General features: G+C 69.7%; 18 protein-coding genes. 13 read left to right on the top strand and 5 right to left on the bottom strand.

The genetic code is table 11. The features are described 5' to 3' along the window. Nucleotides 1-9 precede the first annotated feature (9 nt). Nucleotides 10-825: a creatininase family protein gene (locus DRV96_RS01345; RefSeq protein ID WP_119286829.1), complete on the bottom strand. Its 816-nt coding sequence runs from the start codon at nt 823-825 to the stop codon at nt 10-12. A gap of 103 nt (nt 826-928) precedes the next feature. Here DRV96_RS01345 and DRV96_RS01340 point away from each other — a divergent pair, with 103 nt between their 5' ends. Together DRV96_RS01340 and DRV96_RS01335 are read left to right on the top strand one after the other, a co-directional pair. Further along, nucleotides 929-1,852 (top strand): DMT family transporter, encoded by a 924-nt coding sequence (locus DRV96_RS01340; protein WP_119286827.1) that lies wholly within the window; start codon nt 929-931, stop codon nt 1,850-1,852. Nucleotides 1,853-1,893: 41 nt separating this feature from the next. Further along, complete coding sequence (locus DRV96_RS01335; RefSeq protein ID WP_119286825.1) at nt 1,894-2,682, top strand: SDR family oxidoreductase; 789 nt, start codon at nt 1,894-1,896, stop codon at nt 2,680-2,682. A 62-nt stretch (nt 2,683-2,744) separates the two neighbouring features. Here the strand turns inward: DRV96_RS01335 and DRV96_RS01330 are convergent, their stop codons facing one another. The 3 genes from DRV96_RS01330 to DRV96_RS01320 form a co-directional block, all read right to left on the bottom strand. Next, entirely contained in the window at nt 2,745-3,299 is a 555-nt protein-coding gene (locus DRV96_RS01330; protein ID WP_119286823.1) for a hypothetical protein, read from the bottom strand. Nucleotides 3,300-3,436: 137 nt separating this feature from the next. Further along, the gene (locus DRV96_RS01325; RefSeq protein WP_119286821.1) at nt 3,437-4,456 is read right to left on the bottom strand and encodes an HpcH/HpaI aldolase/citrate lyase family protein; all 1,020 of its coding nucleotides are present in this window, start codon (nt 4,454-4,456) and stop codon (nt 3,437-3,439) included. 97 nt (nt 4,457-4,553) lie between these two features. Further along, a complete protein-coding gene (locus tag DRV96_RS01320) occupies nt 4,554-5,540 on the bottom strand; it encodes a malate dehydrogenase (protein WP_119286819.1) in 987 nt (328 codons plus the stop codon). Nucleotides 5,541-5,733: 193 nt separating this feature from the next. Here DRV96_RS01320 and DRV96_RS01315 point away from each other — a divergent pair, with 193 nt between their 5' ends. The 8 genes from DRV96_RS01315 (at nt 5,734) to DRV96_RS01280 (ending at nt 11,930) form a co-directional block, all read left to right on the top strand. Then, the gene (locus DRV96_RS01315; protein WP_210756944.1) at nt 5,734-6,486 is read left to right on the top strand and encodes a GntR family transcriptional regulator; all 753 of its coding nucleotides are present in this window, start codon (nt 5,734-5,736) and stop codon (nt 6,484-6,486) included. 135 nt (nt 6,487-6,621) lie between these two features. Further along, on the top strand, nt 6,622-7,059 hold the full coding sequence (sdhC, locus tag DRV96_RS01310) for a succinate dehydrogenase, cytochrome b556 subunit (RefSeq protein ID WP_119286817.1): 438 nt from the start codon (nt 6,622-6,624) through the stop codon (nt 7,057-7,059). Nucleotides 7,060-7,069: 10 nt separating this feature from the next. Further along, a complete protein-coding gene (gene sdhD / locus DRV96_RS01305; protein WP_119286815.1) occupies nt 7,070-7,432 on the top strand; it encodes a succinate dehydrogenase, hydrophobic membrane anchor protein in 363 nt (120 codons plus the stop codon). Beyond that, nucleotides 7,432-9,240, top strand: a complete 1,809-nt coding sequence (gene sdhA, locus DRV96_RS01300) for a succinate dehydrogenase flavoprotein subunit (RefSeq protein WP_119286813.1) — start codon at nt 7,432-7,434, stop codon at nt 9,238-9,240. The genes sdhD and sdhA overlap by 1 nt, the downstream gene beginning before the upstream one ends. A 22-nt stretch (nt 9,241-9,262) precedes the next feature. Then, nucleotides 9,263-9,967 (top strand): succinate dehydrogenase iron-sulfur subunit, encoded by a 705-nt coding sequence (locus DRV96_RS01295; RefSeq protein WP_119286811.1) that lies wholly within the window; start codon nt 9,263-9,265, stop codon nt 9,965-9,967. 12 nt (nt 9,968-9,979) lie between these two features. Further along, nucleotides 9,980-10,258, top strand: coding sequence for an FAD assembly factor SdhE (locus tag DRV96_RS01290; protein WP_119286809.1), 279 nt, complete (start codon nt 9,980-9,982; stop codon nt 10,256-10,258). A 15-nt stretch (nt 10,259-10,273) separates the two neighbouring features. Continuing rightward, nucleotides 10,274-11,587, top strand: coding sequence for a citrate synthase (locus tag DRV96_RS01285; RefSeq protein WP_119286807.1), 1,314 nt, complete (start codon nt 10,274-10,276; stop codon nt 11,585-11,587). A 109-nt stretch (nt 11,588-11,696) separates the two neighbouring features. Then, the gene (locus tag DRV96_RS01280) at nt 11,697-11,930 is read left to right on the top strand and encodes a hypothetical protein (RefSeq protein WP_119286805.1); all 234 of its coding nucleotides are present in this window, start codon (nt 11,697-11,699) and stop codon (nt 11,928-11,930) included. Nucleotides 11,931-12,003: 73 nt separating this feature from the next. On the opposite strand, the gene DRV96_RS01275 is transcribed toward DRV96_RS01280, so the two are convergent. Further along, nucleotides 12,004-12,714, bottom strand: coding sequence for a GntR family transcriptional regulator (locus DRV96_RS01275; RefSeq protein ID WP_119286803.1), 711 nt, complete (start codon nt 12,712-12,714; stop codon nt 12,004-12,006). Between the two features lie 101 nt (nt 12,715-12,815). On the opposite strand from DRV96_RS01275, the gene scpA reads away from it, so the two are divergent. Genes scpA through DRV96_RS01260 form a run of 3 tightly spaced genes read left to right on the top strand, consistent with a single transcriptional unit; the run spans nt 12,816 to nt 17,573 of the window. Beyond that, nucleotides 12,816-14,987, top strand: a complete 2,172-nt coding sequence (gene scpA, locus DRV96_RS01270; protein ID WP_119286801.1) for a methylmalonyl-CoA mutase — start codon at nt 12,816-12,818, stop codon at nt 14,985-14,987. 10 nt (nt 14,988-14,997) lie between these two features. Then, the gene (meaB, locus tag DRV96_RS01265) at nt 14,998-16,008 is read left to right on the top strand and encodes a methylmalonyl Co-A mutase-associated GTPase MeaB (RefSeq protein ID WP_119286799.1); all 1,011 of its coding nucleotides are present in this window, start codon (nt 14,998-15,000) and stop codon (nt 16,006-16,008) included. A 32-nt stretch (nt 16,009-16,040) separates the two neighbouring features. Next, on the top strand, nt 16,041-17,573 hold the full coding sequence (locus DRV96_RS01260) for an acyl-CoA carboxylase subunit beta (protein ID WP_119286797.1): 1,533 nt from the start codon (nt 16,041-16,043) through the stop codon (nt 17,571-17,573). Nucleotides 17,574-17,584: the final 11 nt, after the last annotated feature.

The raw sequence follows: 17,584 nt of genomic DNA, 5'->3' as shown, positions 1-17,584 counted from the left end.
GCGCCCACCTCAGCGCCAGGCCGGGTCGTGCGCGAGCCGCGCGGGGTCGAAGCGGTCGACCTCGTGCAGCAGCTCGACGAAGCGGTCGCTGACGTGGTCGATCACGGCGCGTCCCTTGTCGGCGCTGGCGCGCGTGGCGTCGCCGCAGGCGCCCAGCGGGTTCAGGTCCTGCGTCTGCCAGCCGAGCTTGCCGGTGTTCGTGATCGACAGGAAGCGGTGGTCGTCGGCGAACTGCTCGGTCAGCGAGCGGAAGTGCTGCGCGCGGTCCATGCGCACGTGCTGCGGCGCGAGCGCGAGCATCACCGACGTCTCGAGGTCACCGCCGTGGATGCCGTGGCGCAGCTCGTGCGCGTCGAACATCCCCGGCGGCAGGCCGAGCGCCGTCCAGTTGGTGGCCACCACGACGACGCCGTGCTTCTCGCGCAGGTCGCGCGTGACGACGTCCATCAGGTTCATCTGTCCGCCGTGCGTGTTGAAGAACACGAACTTGCGCACGCCGCTGCGCACGACGCCGGCGGCCACCTCCATCCACAGCTCGATCAGCGTGTGCGCCGACAGCGTCAGCGTGCCGGGGTAGCGCGCGTGCTCGTTGCTCTTGCCGAACGGCAGCGTCGGCAGGAACAGCACCGGCAGCGCCTCGGGCAGCTTGGCGATCGTCGCCGCCACGAGGCCGTCGGCGATCGCGAAGTCGGTCGACAGCGGCAGGTGCGGGCCGTGCTGCTCGGTGGCGGCGATCGGCAGCACGGCGATCAGCCGCTCGCGCGGCAGCCGCGCGAGCTGCTCGCTGGTGTGGTCGGCCCAGTAGCGGCTGTGCCAGGCGGTCATCGGGAGCTCCTCGTCGGGCGTTCGTGGCAGGCGGGCGGCGCGATGATCGCCGATCGGGCCCGCCGGCGGCGTGGGCGCCGCGCGGCTACCATCGCCGCCCATCATGCCGACGCCGCCCGTCGCCGCCGCCCCGACGCCGGGCGTCGCCTCGCCACTGTGGCCGGGGCTGCTGTTGGCCGCCGGCGGTGCGATCGCGTTCTCGGGCAAGGCGATCATCGTCAAGCTCGCGTACCGCCACGGCGTCGACGCGGTGACGCTGATCATGCTGCGCATGCTGTTCGCGCTGCCGCTGTTCGTGCTGCTCGCGTGGTGGGCCGGGCGCGGCAGGCCGGCGCTGACGGCGCGCGACTGGCGCGTCGTCGCCGCGCTGGGCTTCAGCGGCTACTACCTCGCGAGCTTCCTCGACTTCCTCGGCCTGCAGTACATCAGCGCGAGCTTCGAGCGGCTGATCCTGTACCTGAACCCGACGCTGGTGCTGCTGCTGGGCGCGCTGCTGTTGCGGCGCCGCGTCGGCGCGCGCGAGCTGGTGGCGCTGGCCGTCAGCTACGCCGGCGTCGCGCTCGTGTTCGGCCACGAGGCGAAGCTCGAGGGGCCCAACGTCGCGCTCGGTGCGGCGCTGGTGTTCGGCAGCGCGGTGAGCTACGCGGTCTACCTCGTCTACAGCGGCGAAGAGGTGCGCCGGCTCGGCTCGCTGCGGCTGACGGGGCTGGCGACGACGGTCGCGTGCCTGCTGTGCATCGGCCAGTTCGCGCTGCTGCGCCCGCTCGACGCGGCGTGGACGGTGGCGCCCGAGGTGATCTGGCTGTCGGTGCTCAACGCGGTGGCGTGCACCTTCGCGCCGGTGATCATGGTGATGATGGCGATCGAGCGCATCGGCGCGACGCTGGCGTCGCAGACCGGCATGATCGGGCCGATGAGCACCGTCGCGATGGGCGTGCTGATCCTGGGCGAGCCGTTCAACGCCTGGGTCGCCGCCGGCACGGTGCTCGTGCTGCTGGGCGTGTGGCTGCTCACGCGATCACGCTGACGGCGCCACGGGACGGACGACGAAGACGACGGGGAACGACGATGGAGCTGGGACTGCAGGGCAAGTGGGCGCTGGTGTGCGCCGCGAGCAAGGGGCTGGGCAAGGGCTGCGCGAAGGCGCTGGTGCGCGAGGGCGTGCACGTGGTGATCACGGCGCGCGGCGTCGAGGTACTGGAGGCCACCGCGGCCGAGCTGCGCGCGCTGAACCCGGCCGTCGACGTTCGCACGGTGGCCGGCGACATCACGACGCCTGCCGGGCGCGCGGCGGCGCTGGCGGCGTGCCCGCAGGTCGACATCCTCGTCAACAACGCCGGCGGCCCGCCGCCGGGCGATTTCCGCGACTGGGATCGCGACGCATGGATCGCCGCGCTGGACGCCAACATGCTCACGCCGATCGAGCTGATCAAGGCCACCGTCGATGCGATGGCCGAGCGCGGCTTCGGGCGCGTCGTCAACATCACGTCGGGCGCGGTCAAGGCGCCGATCGACATCCTGGGCCTGTCCAACGGCGCGAGGAGCGGCCTGACGGGCTTCGTCGCCGGCCTCGCGCGCCAGCCGCGGCTCGCGTCGCGCAACGTGACGATCAACAACCTGCTGCCCGGCCCGTTCGACACCGACCGCCTGCGCGCGACGATGCAGGGCGCGGCGGCCAAGAGCGGACGCAGCATCGAGGCCGTGATGGACGAGCGCCGCGCGCTGAACCCGACGCGGCGCTTCGGCACGCCCGACGAGTTCGGCGCGCTGTGCGCTTTCGTCTGCAGCGTGCACGCCGGTTATCTGACCGGCCAGAACCTGCTGATCGACGGCGGCGCGTACCCGGGCACGTTCTGACGCGGTCCATGAAACGACGAAGCCCGCCGGCGGCGGGCTTCGGGTCGGGCGGGCGGTGGCGCTCAGCGCGCGGCCGTCGTCGCCGGGGCGTCGGGCGCCTGCTCGATGCCGATGCCGCCGCCGCTGCGCGGCTTGGCGGCCGCGACGCGCTGCGCTTCGTGCATGCAGCCGTCGACGACGCGCTGCCCGAGCTTGGTGTCGATCATCATCGACTTGGTCGCGATCTGGACGATCAGCATCTGCCCGCGCACGTCCTCCAGACGCACGGCACCGGTGTGCGACAGCACCGGCTTCATCGTGTAGGTGCGGTTGCGGAACGACACGTCGAGGTAGCCGTCGTGGCGCGGGTTCATCGCGACGTTGAGCGTCTGGTTGAACTCGCACTGGTACTCGCCGTAGTACGCCATCGACGCGGCGGCCATCTGCTCGCCGCCGGCAGGCGGCAGGTCCACCGGCGCCAAGGCGGGCGCCGGCGCGGCGCTGCGCGCGGGCTGGACGGCGATGCGGTTGGCCTTGGTCTGTGGCGCAGCCACCTTCGCGGTGGTGCCGGCGCTTTGGGCGCAGGCCAGCCCCGGCAGGGCGAGGGCGGCGGCGGCGATCAGGGCGAGACGCTTCATCGATGGGCTCCCGGTGGCGCGATGGGCGCATTGTGATCGTGTGCGCCGGATCAGGTGAATCCGGATGTTGCGCAGCGGGCACATTTCTCGTTTTGGTCGCCCGGTGGCGGAACCGGCGCGGCTTGCGGTGCGCAGCGTCAGGCGTCGGGCTCGAAGTAGGCGCGCCGCACCTCGGCGGGCAGCTGCGGGCCGCCGGCGTACGACGTGCGCCACGCGCGCTCGAGCACCTGCCAGAAGTAGCGGTAGCTGGCGCGGTCGTGCAGCGTGTCCATGTGGCTGATCGGCGCCCAGTGCGCCGCCTGCGCCTTGGCGATGATCTCGATCGCCTGGTCGACCTCGGCCGCGCTCGGCGTGAAGGCGTCGATGATCGGCCGCACCTGCGCCGGGTGGATGCTCCACATGCGCGTGTAGCCCAGCTCGCGCGCGGCGCGGGTGGCGGCTTCCTGCAGCTTGGCCGGGTGCTTGAACTCGGTGACGACGCAGTGCGACGGCGTCTTGCCGGCTGCGTGGCAGGCGGCGGAGATCTCGAGCTTGGCGCGCACGACGAGCGGGTGCTCGAACTGGCCGCGCGCGCTCATCGCCGACTGCGGGATCGCGCCGCGGTGCGCCGAGACGAAGTCCATCAGCCCGAACGACAGCGACTCGATGCGCGGGTGCGCCGCCAGCGCGTGCACGTCGCGCAGCGCGCCGTGCGTCTCGACGAGTGCGTGCAGCGGGATCGGACGCTCGATGCCGGCGCCGCGCGCGACGTGGTCGATCGCCTGTGCGGCGGCCTGCAAGTCGGCCAGGCCATCGACCTTGGGGATCATCAGGTACGCGAGCCTCGCGCCGGCGCGCCGCACGATGACCTCGACCATGCCGAGGAAAGCCGGATGCGACACCGGCACGACGCGCGCACCGACGCGGCCGTGCACGTTCGGCGGCGAGGTGACGAGCTCGGCGATGCGATGCGCCTGCTCGATCTCGCCACCCACCGGCGCGCCGTCCTCTCCGTCGAGCGTGACGTCGAACACCGGCCCGAGCTCGGCCTGCAGCTCGAGGCTCTTGCGCATGCGTTCGGGCACGCCGGCGTAGTGGTCGCACACCGGCAGCGACGCCGGCCGTTCATTGGCGCCGAACAGCACCTCACGCGGGTGGACAGGGGACGAGGCGGTCATCGGCGGGCGTGTCCTGTGGCGCGGGGTGGGGGGCGAAGCAAGGCGGCCGGCAGGCTGCGCACCTGCCGGCCGCGGGCCGGGAGCGGGGGTGCCGCGGTCAGAGCAGGTGCCTGACGCCGTCCTGTTCCGACAGCAGCTCGGCCAGCGTCTTGTCGATGCAGCCTTGGCTGAACTCGTCGATCGGCAGGCCCTCGACGATGCGGTAGTCGCCGCCGGCGCAGGTCACGGGGTAGCCGAACACCACGTCCTTCGGGATGCCGTACTCGCCGTTGCTCGGCACGCCCATCGTGACCCATTCGCCGTTCGTGCCCAGCGCCCAGTCGCGCATGTGGTCGATCGCCGCGTTGGCGGCCGACGCGGCCGACGACAGCCCGCGCGCCTCGATGATCGCCGCGCCGCGCTTGCCGACGGTGGGCAGGAACACGTCCTTGTTCCAGACGGGGTCGTTGATCATCTCCTTGACGGAGGCACCGTCGATCGTTGCGAAGCGGTAATCGGCATACATCGTCGGGCTGTGGTTGCCCCACACGCACAGCTTGCGGATGCTGGACACCGGCTTGCCGGTCTTGGCGGCGATCTGCGAGAGCGCGCGGTTGTGGTCGAGGCGCAGCATCGCAGTGAAGTTGCGGCGGTCGAGGTCGGGCGCCGACTTCATCGCGATGTACGCATTGGTGTTGGCCGGGTTGCCCACGACGAGCACCTTGACGTGGCGGCTCGCGCTGGCGTTGAGCGCCTTGCCCTGCGCGGTGAAGATCTGTGCGTTGGCCGCGAGCAGGTCGGCGCGCTCCATGCCCGGTCCGCGCGGGCGCGCGCCGACGAGCAGCGCGTAGTCGGTGTCCTTGAATGCCTTGGTCGCGTCGCTGTGCGCTTCCATGCCGGCGAGCAGCGGGAAGGCGCAGTCCTCAAGCTCCATCATCACCCCCTTGAGCGCTTTTTGCGCCTTCTCGTCGGGGATCTCGAGCAGCTGCAGGATCACCGGCTGGTCCTTGCCGAGCATCTCGCCCGCGGCGATGCGAAACAGCAGGGCGTAACCGATTTGGCCAGCGGCGCCGGTGACGGCGACTCGAACGGGCTTCTTGCTCATGGTGGAGGCTCCGGAAGAGGGTGGACGCAGGGGCGCCGGGCGAGGCCGTCGCCGAGGCGCGCAGTGTAGGCCCATCCGCCTTACACGGCGGCTTACAGCCGAGCGCCGCGCGCGGCCAATGACGCTATCTGTTGTCTTATATAAGAGATCGGACCACGTGGACGCGCGGGCGCGCTTGTGGTGCAATGCGGGCATGCCCGTGCCGAACACCGCCGACCCCGCCGGTGCCACGCCCGCGTTCAGCCCGCTGTACCAGCAGATCAAGGCGCTGATCACGCAGTCGCTGCAGGCCGGCGACTGGAAGCCCGGCGAGGTGATTCCGAGCGAGACCGAACTCGCCCAGCGCTTCAAGGTCAGCCAGGGCACGGTGCGCAAGGCGATCGACGAACTCGCCACCGAGAACCTGCTCGTGCGCCGCCAGGGCAAGGGCACCTTCGTCGCCACCCACGCCGAGGCGCAGGTGCAGTACCGCTTCCTGCGCCTGGTGCCCGACGACGGCAGCGCCGAGCGCCTCGAGCGCCGCTTCCTCGACTGCCGGCGGCTGCGTGCGCCGGCGGAGGTCGCCCGCGCGCTGGACCTTCGCAGTGGCGACGCCGTCGTGCAGATCCGCCGGCTGCTGTCGTTTCGCGGCCGCCCCGTCGTGCTCGACGACCTGTGGCTGCCCGGCGCACTGTTCAAGGGGCTGAGCGCCGAGCGGCTGGCCGAGTGGCGCGGCCCGCTGTACCGGCTGTTCGAAAGCGAGTTCGGCGTGCACATGGTGCGCGCCGAGGAGAAGATCCGCGCGGTGGCGGCCGACGACACCGCGGCGGCCCTGCTCGGGTGCGCGCCGGGCGCGCCGCTGCTGAGCGTCGAGCGCATCGCATTCACCTACGGCGACCGGCGCGTCGAGCTGCGCCGCGGCCTGTACGACACGACGAACCACCACTACCGCAACGAGCTGAGCTGAAGAACGCGGCGCCCTTGTCAGGCCCGCGTCGGGCCGCTCTCGTACGCTGCTGCATTGCAATAAACTTCGAAGGTTTCGCGCGACGCGAACGCCGCCTCAGGCGGGGCGCCGCGCGGCGCACCAGGACGAACCGACATGGCTTCACCTTCCCCGTCTTCTCGCGCGCGGCCGGTCTACCGCAACATCCACGTCACGCAGATCGTCAAATACCGGCTGCCGCCCGCCGGCATCGTGTCGATCCTGCACCGCATCAGCGGCGCGCTGATGTTCGTGCTGCTGCCCTTCGTGATCTGGATGTTCGACGCCAGCGTCTCGTCGCAGGCGTCGTACGACGCGTTCACGAGCGCGTTCGTCGCCGGGATCGGGCCGTTCGCGGGCTGGTTCCTGAAGCTCGTCGTGCTGGCGCTGATCTGGGCCTACCTGCACCACTTCATCGCCGGCGTGCGTCACCTGTGGATGGACATGACGCACAGTGTCAGCAAGGCGCAGGGGCACAGCTCGGCGCTGTTCACGCTCGCGGCGAGCATCGTGCTGACGCTGCTGCTGGGCGCCAAGCTGTTCGGCATCTACTGAGGTCACTGCGATGGCTGTCAACTACGGATCGAAGCGCCTCGTCGTCGGCGCGCACTACGGGCTGCGCGACTGGCTCAGCCAGCGCGTCACGGCGGCGCTGATGGCGCTGTTCACGCTCGTCCTGCTGGTGCAACTGCTGCTGCCCGGCGAGCTGAACTACGACCGCTGGAGCGGCATCTTCGCCGCCCAGTGGATGAAGCTGCTGACCTTCGTCGTCGTCATCGCGCTGCTGTACCACGTGTGGGTGGGCGTGCGCGACATCTGGATGGACTACGTCAAGCCCGTGGGCGTGCGGCTCGTGCTGCAGGTGCTGACCCTCGTGTGGCTGCTCGGCTGCGCCGGGTGGGCCGTTCAAGTGCTGTGGAGGCTGTAATGCACATCGGAACGTCTCTTCCGCGCCGCAAGTTCGACGTCGTGATCGTCGGCGCCGGTGGCTCGGGCATGCGCGCGTCGCTGCAGCTGGCCGAGGCCGGCCTCAACGTCGCGGTGCTGTCCAAGGTGTTCCCGACGCGCTCGCACACGGTGGCGGCGCAGGGCGGCATCGGCGCCTCGCTCGGCAACATGAGCGAGGACAACTGGCACTACCACTTCTACGACACCGTCAAGGGCAGCGACTGGCTCGGCGACCAGGACGCGATCGAGTTCATGTGCCGCGAGGCGCCGAAGGTCGTCTACGAGCTCGAGCACTTCGGCATGCCGTTCGACCGCAACCCCGACGGCACGATCTACCAGCGCCCGTTCGGCGGCCACACCGCCAACTACGGAGAGAAGCCGGTGCAGCGCGCCTGCGCTGCGGCCGACCGCACCGGCCACGCGATGCTGCACACGCTGTACCAGCGCAACGTGCGCGCGCGCACGACGTTCTTCGTCGAGTGGATGGCGCTCGACCTGATCCGCGACGCCGACGGCGACGTGCTCGGCGTCACCGCGCTCGAGATGGAGACCGGCGAGGTCTACGTGCTCGAGGCCAAGGTCACGCTGCTGGCCACCGGCGGCGCCGGGCGCATCTACGCGGCGAGCACCAACGCCTTCATCAACACCGGTGACGGGCTGGGCATGGCCGCGCGCGCGGGCATCCCGCTCGAGGACATGGAGTTCTGGCAGTTCCACCCCACCGGGGTGGCCGGCGCCGGCGTGCTGCTGACCGAGGGCTGCCGCGGCGAGGGCGCGATCCTGCGCAACGCCAACGGCGAGCGCTTCATGGAGCGCTACGCGCCGACGCTGAAGGACCTCGCACCGCGCGACTTCGTCAGCCGCTGCATGGACCAGGAGATCAAGGAAGGGCGCGGCTGCGGTCCGAACAAGGACTACATCCACCTCGACATGACGCACCTGGGTGCCGAGACGATCATGAAGCGGCTGCCCAGCGTCTACGAGATCGGGCACAACTTCGCCAACGTCGACATCACGAAGGAGCCGATCCCGGTGGTGCCGACGATCCACTACCAGATGGGCGGCATCCCGACCAACATCCACGGTCAGGTCGTCGTGCCCCGGGGCGGCGACCCGAACGCGGTGGTGGGCGGCCTGTACGCGGTGGGTGAATGCTCGTGCGTCAGCGTGCACGGCGCCAACCGCCTGGGCACCAACTCGCTGCTCGACCTGCTGGTGTTCGGCCGCGCGGCCGGCAACCACATCGTCGACAGCTTCAAGCGCGCCGACAAGGCGCACAAGCCGCTGCCGAAGGACGCGGTCGACCGCACGCTCGAGCGGCTCGCGCGGCTCGACGCGAGCACGAGCGGCGAGTACGCGCAGGACGTGGCCAACGACATCCGCAAGACGATGCAGCAGCACGCCGGCGTGTTCCGCACGCAGGCGAGCATGGACGAAGGCGTGGTCAAGGTCGCGGCGCTGCGCGAGCGCGTCAAGGCGATCACGCTCAAGGACAAGAGCAAGGTCTTCAACACGGCGCGCGTCGAGGCGCTCGAAGTCGAGAACCTGATCGAAGCCGCGCAAGCGACGATGGTGTCGGCCGCCGCGCGCAAGGAGTGCCGCGGCGCGCACACCGTCAAGGACTACGAGCGCGGCGCCGACGACCCCGACTGCCCGCTCGGCCGCAACGACCGCGAGTGGCTGAAGCACACGCTGTGGTACGCCGAGGGCAACCGCCTCGAGTACAAGCCGGTGCAGCTCAAGCCGCTGACCGTCGAGTCGGTGCCGCCGAAGGTCCGCACGTTCTGACCCCGCGCAAGGAATCGAAGTCATGGCCCAGCGCACGTTCCAGATCTACCGCTACGACCCCGACAAGGACGCCAAGCCGTACATGCAGACGCTGCAGGTCGAACTCGATGGCAGCGAGCGCATGCTGCTCGACGCGCTGATGAAGCTCAAGTCGATCGACCCGACGCTGAGCTTCCGCCGCTCGTGCCGCGAGGGCGTGTGCGGGTCCGACGCGATGAACATCAACGGCAAGAACGGCCTGGCGTGCCTGACCAACCTGCGCACGCTGCCCGACACCATCGTCCTCAAGCCGCTGCCCGGGCTGCCCGTGATCCGCGATCTGATCGTCGACATGACGCAGTTCTTCAAGCAGTACCACTCGATCAAGCCGTACCTCGTCAACGACACGCCGCCGCCCGAGAAGGAGCGGCTGCAGTCGCCCGAGGAGCGCGAGGAGCTCAACGGCCTGTACGAGTGCATCCTGTGCGCGAGCTGCAGCACGAGCTGCCCGAGCTTCTGGTGGAACCCCGACAAGTTCGTCGGCCCGGCCGGGCTGCTGCAGGCCTACCGCTTCATCGCCGACAGCCGCGACCAGGCCACCGCCGAGCGGCTCGACAACCTCGAGGACCCGTACCGGCTGTTCCGCTGCCACACGATCATGAACTGCGTCGACGTCTGCCCGAAGGGCCTCAACCCGACGAAGGCGATCGGCAAGATCAAGGAGCTGATGGTCCGCCGGGCCGTCTGACACGGCGCGACGATGGACGCCTTGCTCGACGCCCGCGAACTCGGCCGCCTGAAGTGGCGCTGCCGCCGCGGTCTGCTCGAGAACGACCTGTTCGTCGAGCGCTTCTTCCGCGAGCACGAGGAGACCATCACGACAAGGCAGGCCGCGGGGCTCGCCGCGCTGATGGACCTGCCGGACAACGACCTGCTCGACCTGCTGCTCGCGCGCACCGAGCCGCACGGTGAGCTCGACCGGCCCGAAGTGCACGAGGTGCTGGCGCTGATGCGGCGCCCGCGCCCGACCGACGACTGACGAAAGGAATTTGCGATGACGCCCTCCGACGTGAAAGCCACCCTGTCGTTCTCCGACGGCAGCCCGAGCATGGAGCTGCCGATCTACAAGGGCACGATCGGCCCCGACGTGATCGACATCCGCAAGCTGTACGCGCAGACGGGCAAGTTCACCTACGACCCGGGTTTCCTGTCGACCGCGTCCTGCCAGTCGGCCATCACCTACATCGACGGCGACAAGGGCGAGCTGCTGTACCGCGGCTACCCGATCGAGCAGCTCGCCACGCAGTGCGACTTCCTCGAGGTGTGCTACCTGCTGCTGTACGGCGAGCTGCCCACCGTCGAGCAGCGCGCGAAGTTCTCGAAGACCATCACCAACCACACGATGGTCAACGAGCAGATGCAGTTCTTCCTGCGCGGCTTCCGCCGCGACGCGCACCCGATGGCGGTGATGACCGGCCTGGTCGGCGCGATGTCGGCCTTCTATCACGACAGCACCGACGTCCACAACCCGAAGCACCGCGAGATCGCCGCGCACCGCCTGATCGCGAAGATGCCGACGCTGGTGGCGATGGCCTACAAGTACTCGATCGGCCAGCCGTACATCTACCCGAAGAACTCGCTGAGCTACACCGCGAACTTCATGCGCATGATGTTCGCGACGCCGTGCGAGGAGTACGAACCCAACGACGTGCTCGTGCGCGCCCTCGACCGCATCTTCATCCTGCACGCCGACCACGAGCAGAACGCCAGCACGTCGACCGTGCGCCTGTGCGGCAGCTCGGGCACCAACCCGTTCGCGGCCATCGCCGCGGGCGTGGCTTGCCTGTGGGGCCCGGCGCACGGCGGCGCCAACGAGGCGGCGCTGAACATGCTCGAGGACATCCAGCGCAACGGTGGCGTCGAGAAGATCGGCGAGTTCATCAAGCAGGTCAAGGACAAGAACTCGAGCGTGCGGCTGATGGGCTTCGGCCACCGCGTCTACAAGAACTACGACCCGCGCGCCAAGCTGATGCGCGAGACCTGCCACGAGGTGCTCGGCGAGCTCGGGCTCGAGAACGACCCGCTGTTCAAGCTGGCGATGGCGCTCGAGAAGATCGCGCTCGAGGACGAGTACTTCGTCGCACGCAAGCTGTACCCGAACGTCGACTTCTATTCGGGCATCGTGCAGCGCGCGATCGGCATCCCGGTGAGCCTGTTCACGGCGATCTTCGCGCTCGCGCGCACCGTGGGCTGGATCGCCCAGCTCAACGAGATGATCGGCGACCCCGAGTACAAGATCGGCCGTCCGCGCCAGCTGTTCGTCGGCTCGGCGCCGCGCCAGGTCAAGCCGATTGCCGAGCGCGGCTGAGCCGCCCGCCGGTCGGCCCCCGATTGACCCCGTGCCAGCAAGCTGAGGGTATATACAGTATCCTTACGGCTGACGCAGGTTCGTATCCCTGCCGCTCTCGGAGCAACGAATGGCCAAAGACGAGATCAAGACCCTGGTGGAACCCGACGGCTTGCGCTACAAGTCCAAGGCGCCCGGCTCGCCGTTTTCGGTGGCCGGCGCGTTCGGTGCCGGCACGATGTCGTGCTTCCTGTGCGGCAAGCACCGTCCGCGCTCGATGCTGAAGACGCGCAAGCTGCTCGGCCGCTCGCAGACGGTGTGCGCGCCGTCGTGCAAGGAACTCGAGGCGCAGCTGAAGTCCTGACGGCGCCGCGCGCCCGCTGACGATCGCCCCGCCGTGCGCGGGGCGATTGCTTTTTCGGGCGCCCCCTCGGCCCTCAGCCGGCCGCGGCCTCGAAGCCGCTGTCGAAGTGCGCCCGCATCAGCCGCGCGGCAGCCTCGGCGTCGCGCGCCGCGATCGCCGCCATGATCGCGCGGTGCTCGGCCAGCGAGTCGGCCAGCCGGCCCTGCTTGAACAGCGAGTGGTGGCGGCTGAGCTTCATGACCTTGCGCAGATCGGCCACCACCTGCTGGCTCCAGCGGTTGCCGGCGATCTCGAGCAGCGCGCGGTGCCAGCGCTCGTTGGTGGCGAAGAAGGCGTCGCGCTGCTGCACGTCGTGCTCGAGCTGCTCGTGCAGCTGCTGCAGGCGCGCGCGCTGCGCGTCGTCGGCGCCGCGCGCGACGGCGGCCGCCGCGTCGCTTTCGAGCAGCGCGAGCACGTGGTAGACCTGCGCGACGTCGTCGCGGCTCATCTCCGTGACGTACGCGCCGCGGCCGAGCTTCATCGTCACCAGGCCCTCGACGGCGAGCACTTTCAGCGCCTCGCGCAGCGGCGTGCGGCTGATGCCGTACTCGGCGGCGAGCTTCTGTTCGTCGATCCAGCGGCCCGGTGGCAGCTCGCGGGCGAAGATCTGCTGCCGCAGGCGCTCGGCCACGTCTTCGTACAAGGCGCGCCGCACGAAGGGACGCGCGGTGGGCAAGGCGTCGGCGGCGGACACGGCGGCGGGTGAGGTCAGATTGGCGTTGGCGTTGAATTCATAATTATGCATAATTTTACGAAACCGGCAACCGCGCCGCCGCGCAGCGCACCCGCCGGCCCGAGCACCGTGCGCGCCGTCTCGAGCGGCGCCTGCCCGTCGAGGAGAACCGCATGACCCCGTCCGATGCCGCCGGCTCCGTCTTCACGCCCGCCACGCTCGAGCAGTGGCTGCGCGCGGCCGCGAAGTCGGCACCGGGTGGCGACGTCGCCGCGCTGAACTGGGTCACGCCCGAGGGCCTCGTCGTCAAGCCGCTGTACACGGCGGCGGACCTGCAGGGGCTGCCGTACACCGACACGCTGCCCGGCTTCGAGCCCTTCGTGCGCGGCCCGCAGGCGACGATGTACGCGGTGCGGCCGTGGACGATCCGCCAGTACGCCGGCTTCTCGACCGCCGAGGACAGCAACGCGTTCTACCGCAAGGCCTTGGCCGCCGGCGCGCAGGGCGTCAGCGTCGCGTTCGACCTCGCGACGCACCGCGGCTACGACAGCGACCACCCGCGCGTGACCGGCGACGTCGGCAAGGCGGGCGTGGCGGTCGACAGCGTCGAGGACATGAAGATCCTGTTCGACGGCATCCCGCTCGACAAGGTCAGCGTGAGCATGACGATGAACGGCGCCGTGCTGCCGGTGCTCGCCGGCTACGTCGTCGCCGCCGAGGAGCAGGGCGTCGCGCAGGACCAGCTCTCGGGGACCATCCAGAACGACATCCTCAAGGAGTTCATGGTCCGCAACACCTACATCTACCCGCCGCAGCCGTCGATGCGCATCGTCGGCGACATCATCGAGTACACCGCCAAGCACATGCCGCGGTTCAACTCGATCAGCATCTCCGGCTACCACATGCAGGAGGCGGGGGCCAACCAGGCGCTCGAGCTCGCGTTCACGCTCGCCGACGGCAAGGAGTACGTGAAGACGGCGCTCGCCAAGGGTCTGGACGTCGACGAGTTCGCCGGGCGCCTGTCGTTCTTCTGGGCGATCGGGATGAACTTCTACCTCGAGATCGCCAAGATGCGCGCCGCGCGCCTGCTGTGGTGCCGCATCATGAAGCAGTTCGGCGCGAAGAACCCGAAGAGCCTGATGCTGCGCACGCACTGCCAGACCTCGGGCTGGAGCCTGACGGAACAGGATCCGTACAACAACATCGTGCGCACGACGATCGAGGCGATGGCCGCGGTGTTCGGCGGCACGCAGTCGCTGCACACCAACAGCTTCGACGAGGCGATCGCGCTGCCCACCGAGTTCAGCGCGCGCATCGCGCGCAACACGCAGCTGATCCTGCAGGAGGAGACGCACATCACGAACGTGATCGACCCGTGGGCCGGCAGCTACATGATGGAGACGCTCACGCAGCAGATGGCCGACAAGGCGTGGGCGATCATCGAGGAGGTCGACGCGATGGGTGGCATGACGAAGGCCGTCGACAGCGGCTGGGCCAAGCTCAAGATCGAGGCCAGCGCCGCCGAGAAGCAGGCGCGCATCGACAGCGGCAAGGACGTCATCGTCGGCGTCAACAAGTACCGGCTGCCGAAGGAGGAACCGGTCGAGATCCTCGAAGTCGACAACCACAAGGTGCGCGAGCAGCAGATCGCGCGGCTCGCGCGCATCAAGGCCACGCGCGACGGCGCCAGGGTCCGCGCCGCGCTCGCCGCGCTGACCGAGTGCGCGGCCAGCGGTCGCGGTAACCTGCTCGACCTCAGCATCCAGGCGATGCGCGCACGTGCCACCGTCGGAGAAGTCAGCGATGCCCTCGAACAGGTCTTCGGCCGCCACCGTGCCGACATCCAGAAGGTGACCGGCGTGTACGCCGCGGCCTACGACAGCGCCGAGGGCTGGGACCGGCTCAAGGCCGAGATCGCGCAGTTCGCGAAGGACCACGGCCGCCGCCCGCGCGTGATGATCGCCAAACTCGGCCAGGACGGCCACGACCGCGGCGCCAAGGTGGTCGCCACCGCGTTCGCCGACCTCGGCTTCGACGTCGACATCGGCGCGCTGTTCCAGACCCCCGAGGAGTGCGCGCGCCAGGCGATCGAGAACGACGTGCACGCGGTCGGCGTCAGCACGCTCGCCGCCGGGCACAAGACGCTGGTGCCGGCGATCATCGAGGAGCTGAAGAAGCAAGGCGGCGACGACATCGTCGTCTTCGTCGGCGGCGTGATTCCTCAGCAGGACTACGAGTTCCTCTACGCCGCCGGCGTCAAGGGCATCTACGGCCCCGGCACGCCGATCCCGGTCAGTGCCAAGGACGTGCTCGAGCGCATCCGCGAAAGCGTCGACGCGCGCTGACGGGCCGACGATGCTCGACGCCGACCAGCAGCTCGTCGACGCCATCGTCGGCGGCACCGGTCCCGCGCAGCGGCGTGCGATCGCCAAGGCGATCACGCTGCTCGAGTCGACGCGCGCCGACCACCGCGAGCGCGCCGACGCGCTGCTCGACGCGCTGCTGCCGCGCGCCGGCGGCGCGCTGCGGCTGGGCATCTCGGGCGTGCCCGGCGTCGGCAAGAGCACGTTCATCGAGGCGCTGGGCCTGTTCCTGATCGCGCGCGGGCACCGTGTCGCCGTGCTCGCCGTCGACCCGTCGTCGAGCGTGTCGGGCGGCTCGATCCTCGGCGACAAGACGCGCATGGAGCACCTGTCGCGCGACGAGCGCGCCTACATCCGCCCGAGCCCTTCGGCCGGCACGCTCGGCGGCGTGGCCGAGAAGACGCGCGAGGCGATGCTGGTGCTCGAGGCCGCCGGCTTCGACGTCGTGATCGTCGAGACGGTGGGCGTCGGCCAGAGCGAGACCGCGGTGGCCGGCATGACCGACATGTTCGTGCTGCTGCAGCTGCCCAACGCCGGCGACGACCTGCAGGCGATCAAGAAGGGCGTGATGGAGCTCGCCGACCTCGTCGTCATCAACAAGGCCGACCTCGACGAGGCGGCGGCCACGCGCGCGCGCGCGCAGATCACGTCGGCGCTGCGACTGTTCGGCCTGCACGGCCACCCGGACCACGCGCACCACGACGCCGCCGTGTGGCACCCGCGCGTGCTGCAGCTCAGTGCGCTCAAAGGCCAGGGGCTGGCCGAGTTCTGGGATGCCGTCACGCAGTTTCGCGCGCTGCAGACCGCCAGCGGGCGCCTGGCGCAGCGCCGCGAGCAGCAGACGGTGGCCTGGCTGTGGGAGCGCATCGACGCCGGGCTGAAGGAGCGCTTCCGCCAGCACCCGGCCGTCGCCGCCGCGCTGCCCGGCGCGACGGCCGACGTGCGTGCCGGCCGCGTCGCCGCGTCGGTGGCCGCGCGGCGCCTGCTCGACCTGTTCCACTGACCTTCACGACATCACCCCGCGGAGACGCGTCCATGCACGACATCATCGAACAACTCGAACGCAAGCGCGCCGCCGCGCGCCTGGGCGGAGGCCAGAAGCGCATCGACGCGCAGCATGCCAAGGGCAAGCTGACCGCGCGCGAGCGCCTGTCGCTGCTGCTCGACGAAGGCACGTTCGAGGAGTGGGACATGTTCGTCGAGCACCGCTGCGCCGACTTCGGCATGGCCGACCAGAAGATCCCCGGCGACGGCGTCGTCACCGGCTACGGGATGATCAATGGCCGCCTCGTGTTCGTCTTCAGCCAGGACTTCACCGTCTTCGGCGGCGCGCTCAGCGAAGCGCACGCCGAGAAGATCTGCAAGGTGATGGACCAGGCGATGAAGGTCGGCGCCCCGGTGATCGGGCTCAACGACTCGGGCGGCGCGCGCATCCAGGAGGGCGTCGCGTCGCTCGGCGGCTACGCCGAGGTGTTCCAGCGCAACGTGATGGCCTCGGGCGTGATCCCGCAGATCAGCCTGATCATGGGCCCGTGTGCGGGCGGCGCGGTGTACTCACCGGCGATGACCGACTTCATCTTCATGGTCCGCGACAGCTCGTACATGTTCGTGACCGGTCCCGACGTCGTGAAGACGGTGACGCACGAGGAGGTGACCGCCGAACAGCTCGGCGGCGCGACGACGCACACGACCAAGAGCGGCGTCGCGGACCTCGCGTTCGACAACGACGTCGAGGCGATCCTGATGCTGCGGCGCTTCTTCAACTACCTTCCGCTGAACAACCGCGAGAAGCCGCCGGTGCGCGCCAGCGGCGACCCGGCCGACCGGCTCGACCACAGCCTCGACACGCTGGTGCCCGACAACCCGAACAAGCCGTACGACATCAAGGAACTGATCGTCAAGGTGCTCGACGACCACGACTTCTTCGAGATCCAGCCCGACCACGCGAAGAACATCGTCGTCGGCTTCGGCCGTCTCGAGGGGCACACGGTGGGCATCGTCGCCAACAACCCGATGGTGCTGGCCGGCTGCCTCGACATCAAGAGCAGCATCAAGGCGGCGCGCTTCGTGCGCTTCTGCGACGCGTTCAACATCCCCGTCGTCACCTTCGTCGACGTCCCCGGTTTCATGCCCGGCACCGCGCAGGAGTACGGCGGCATCATCAAGCACGGTGCCAAGCTGCTGTACGCCTACGCCGAGGCCACCGTGCCCAAGGTCACGGTGATCACGCGCAAGGCCTACGGCGGCGCCTACGACGTCATGAGCTCGAAGCACCTGCGGGGCGACGTCAACTTCGCGTGGCCGAACGCCGAGATTGCCGTGATGGGCGCCAAGGGGGCGGTCGAGATCATCTTCCGCGAGGACAAGGCCGACCCGGTCAAGCTCGCGGCGCGCGAGGCCGAGTACAAGGCGCGCTTCGCGAACCCCTTCGTCGCCGGCGCGCGCGGCTACATCGACGACGTGATCCAGCCGCACGAGACGCGCAAGCGCATCTGCCGCTCGCTCGTGATGCTGCGCGACAAGAAGCTCGAGAACCCGTGGCGCAAGCACGGGAACATCCCCCTGTGAGCGCGGAGACG

It is taken from the genome of Azohydromonas sediminis (assembly GCF_003574675.1).
In the GTDB taxonomy this organism is placed as follows: domain Bacteria; phylum Pseudomonadota; class Gammaproteobacteria; order Burkholderiales; family Burkholderiaceae_C; genus Calidifontimicrobium; species Calidifontimicrobium sediminis.
This window is presented reverse-complemented; position numbering and strand designations above follow the sequence as displayed.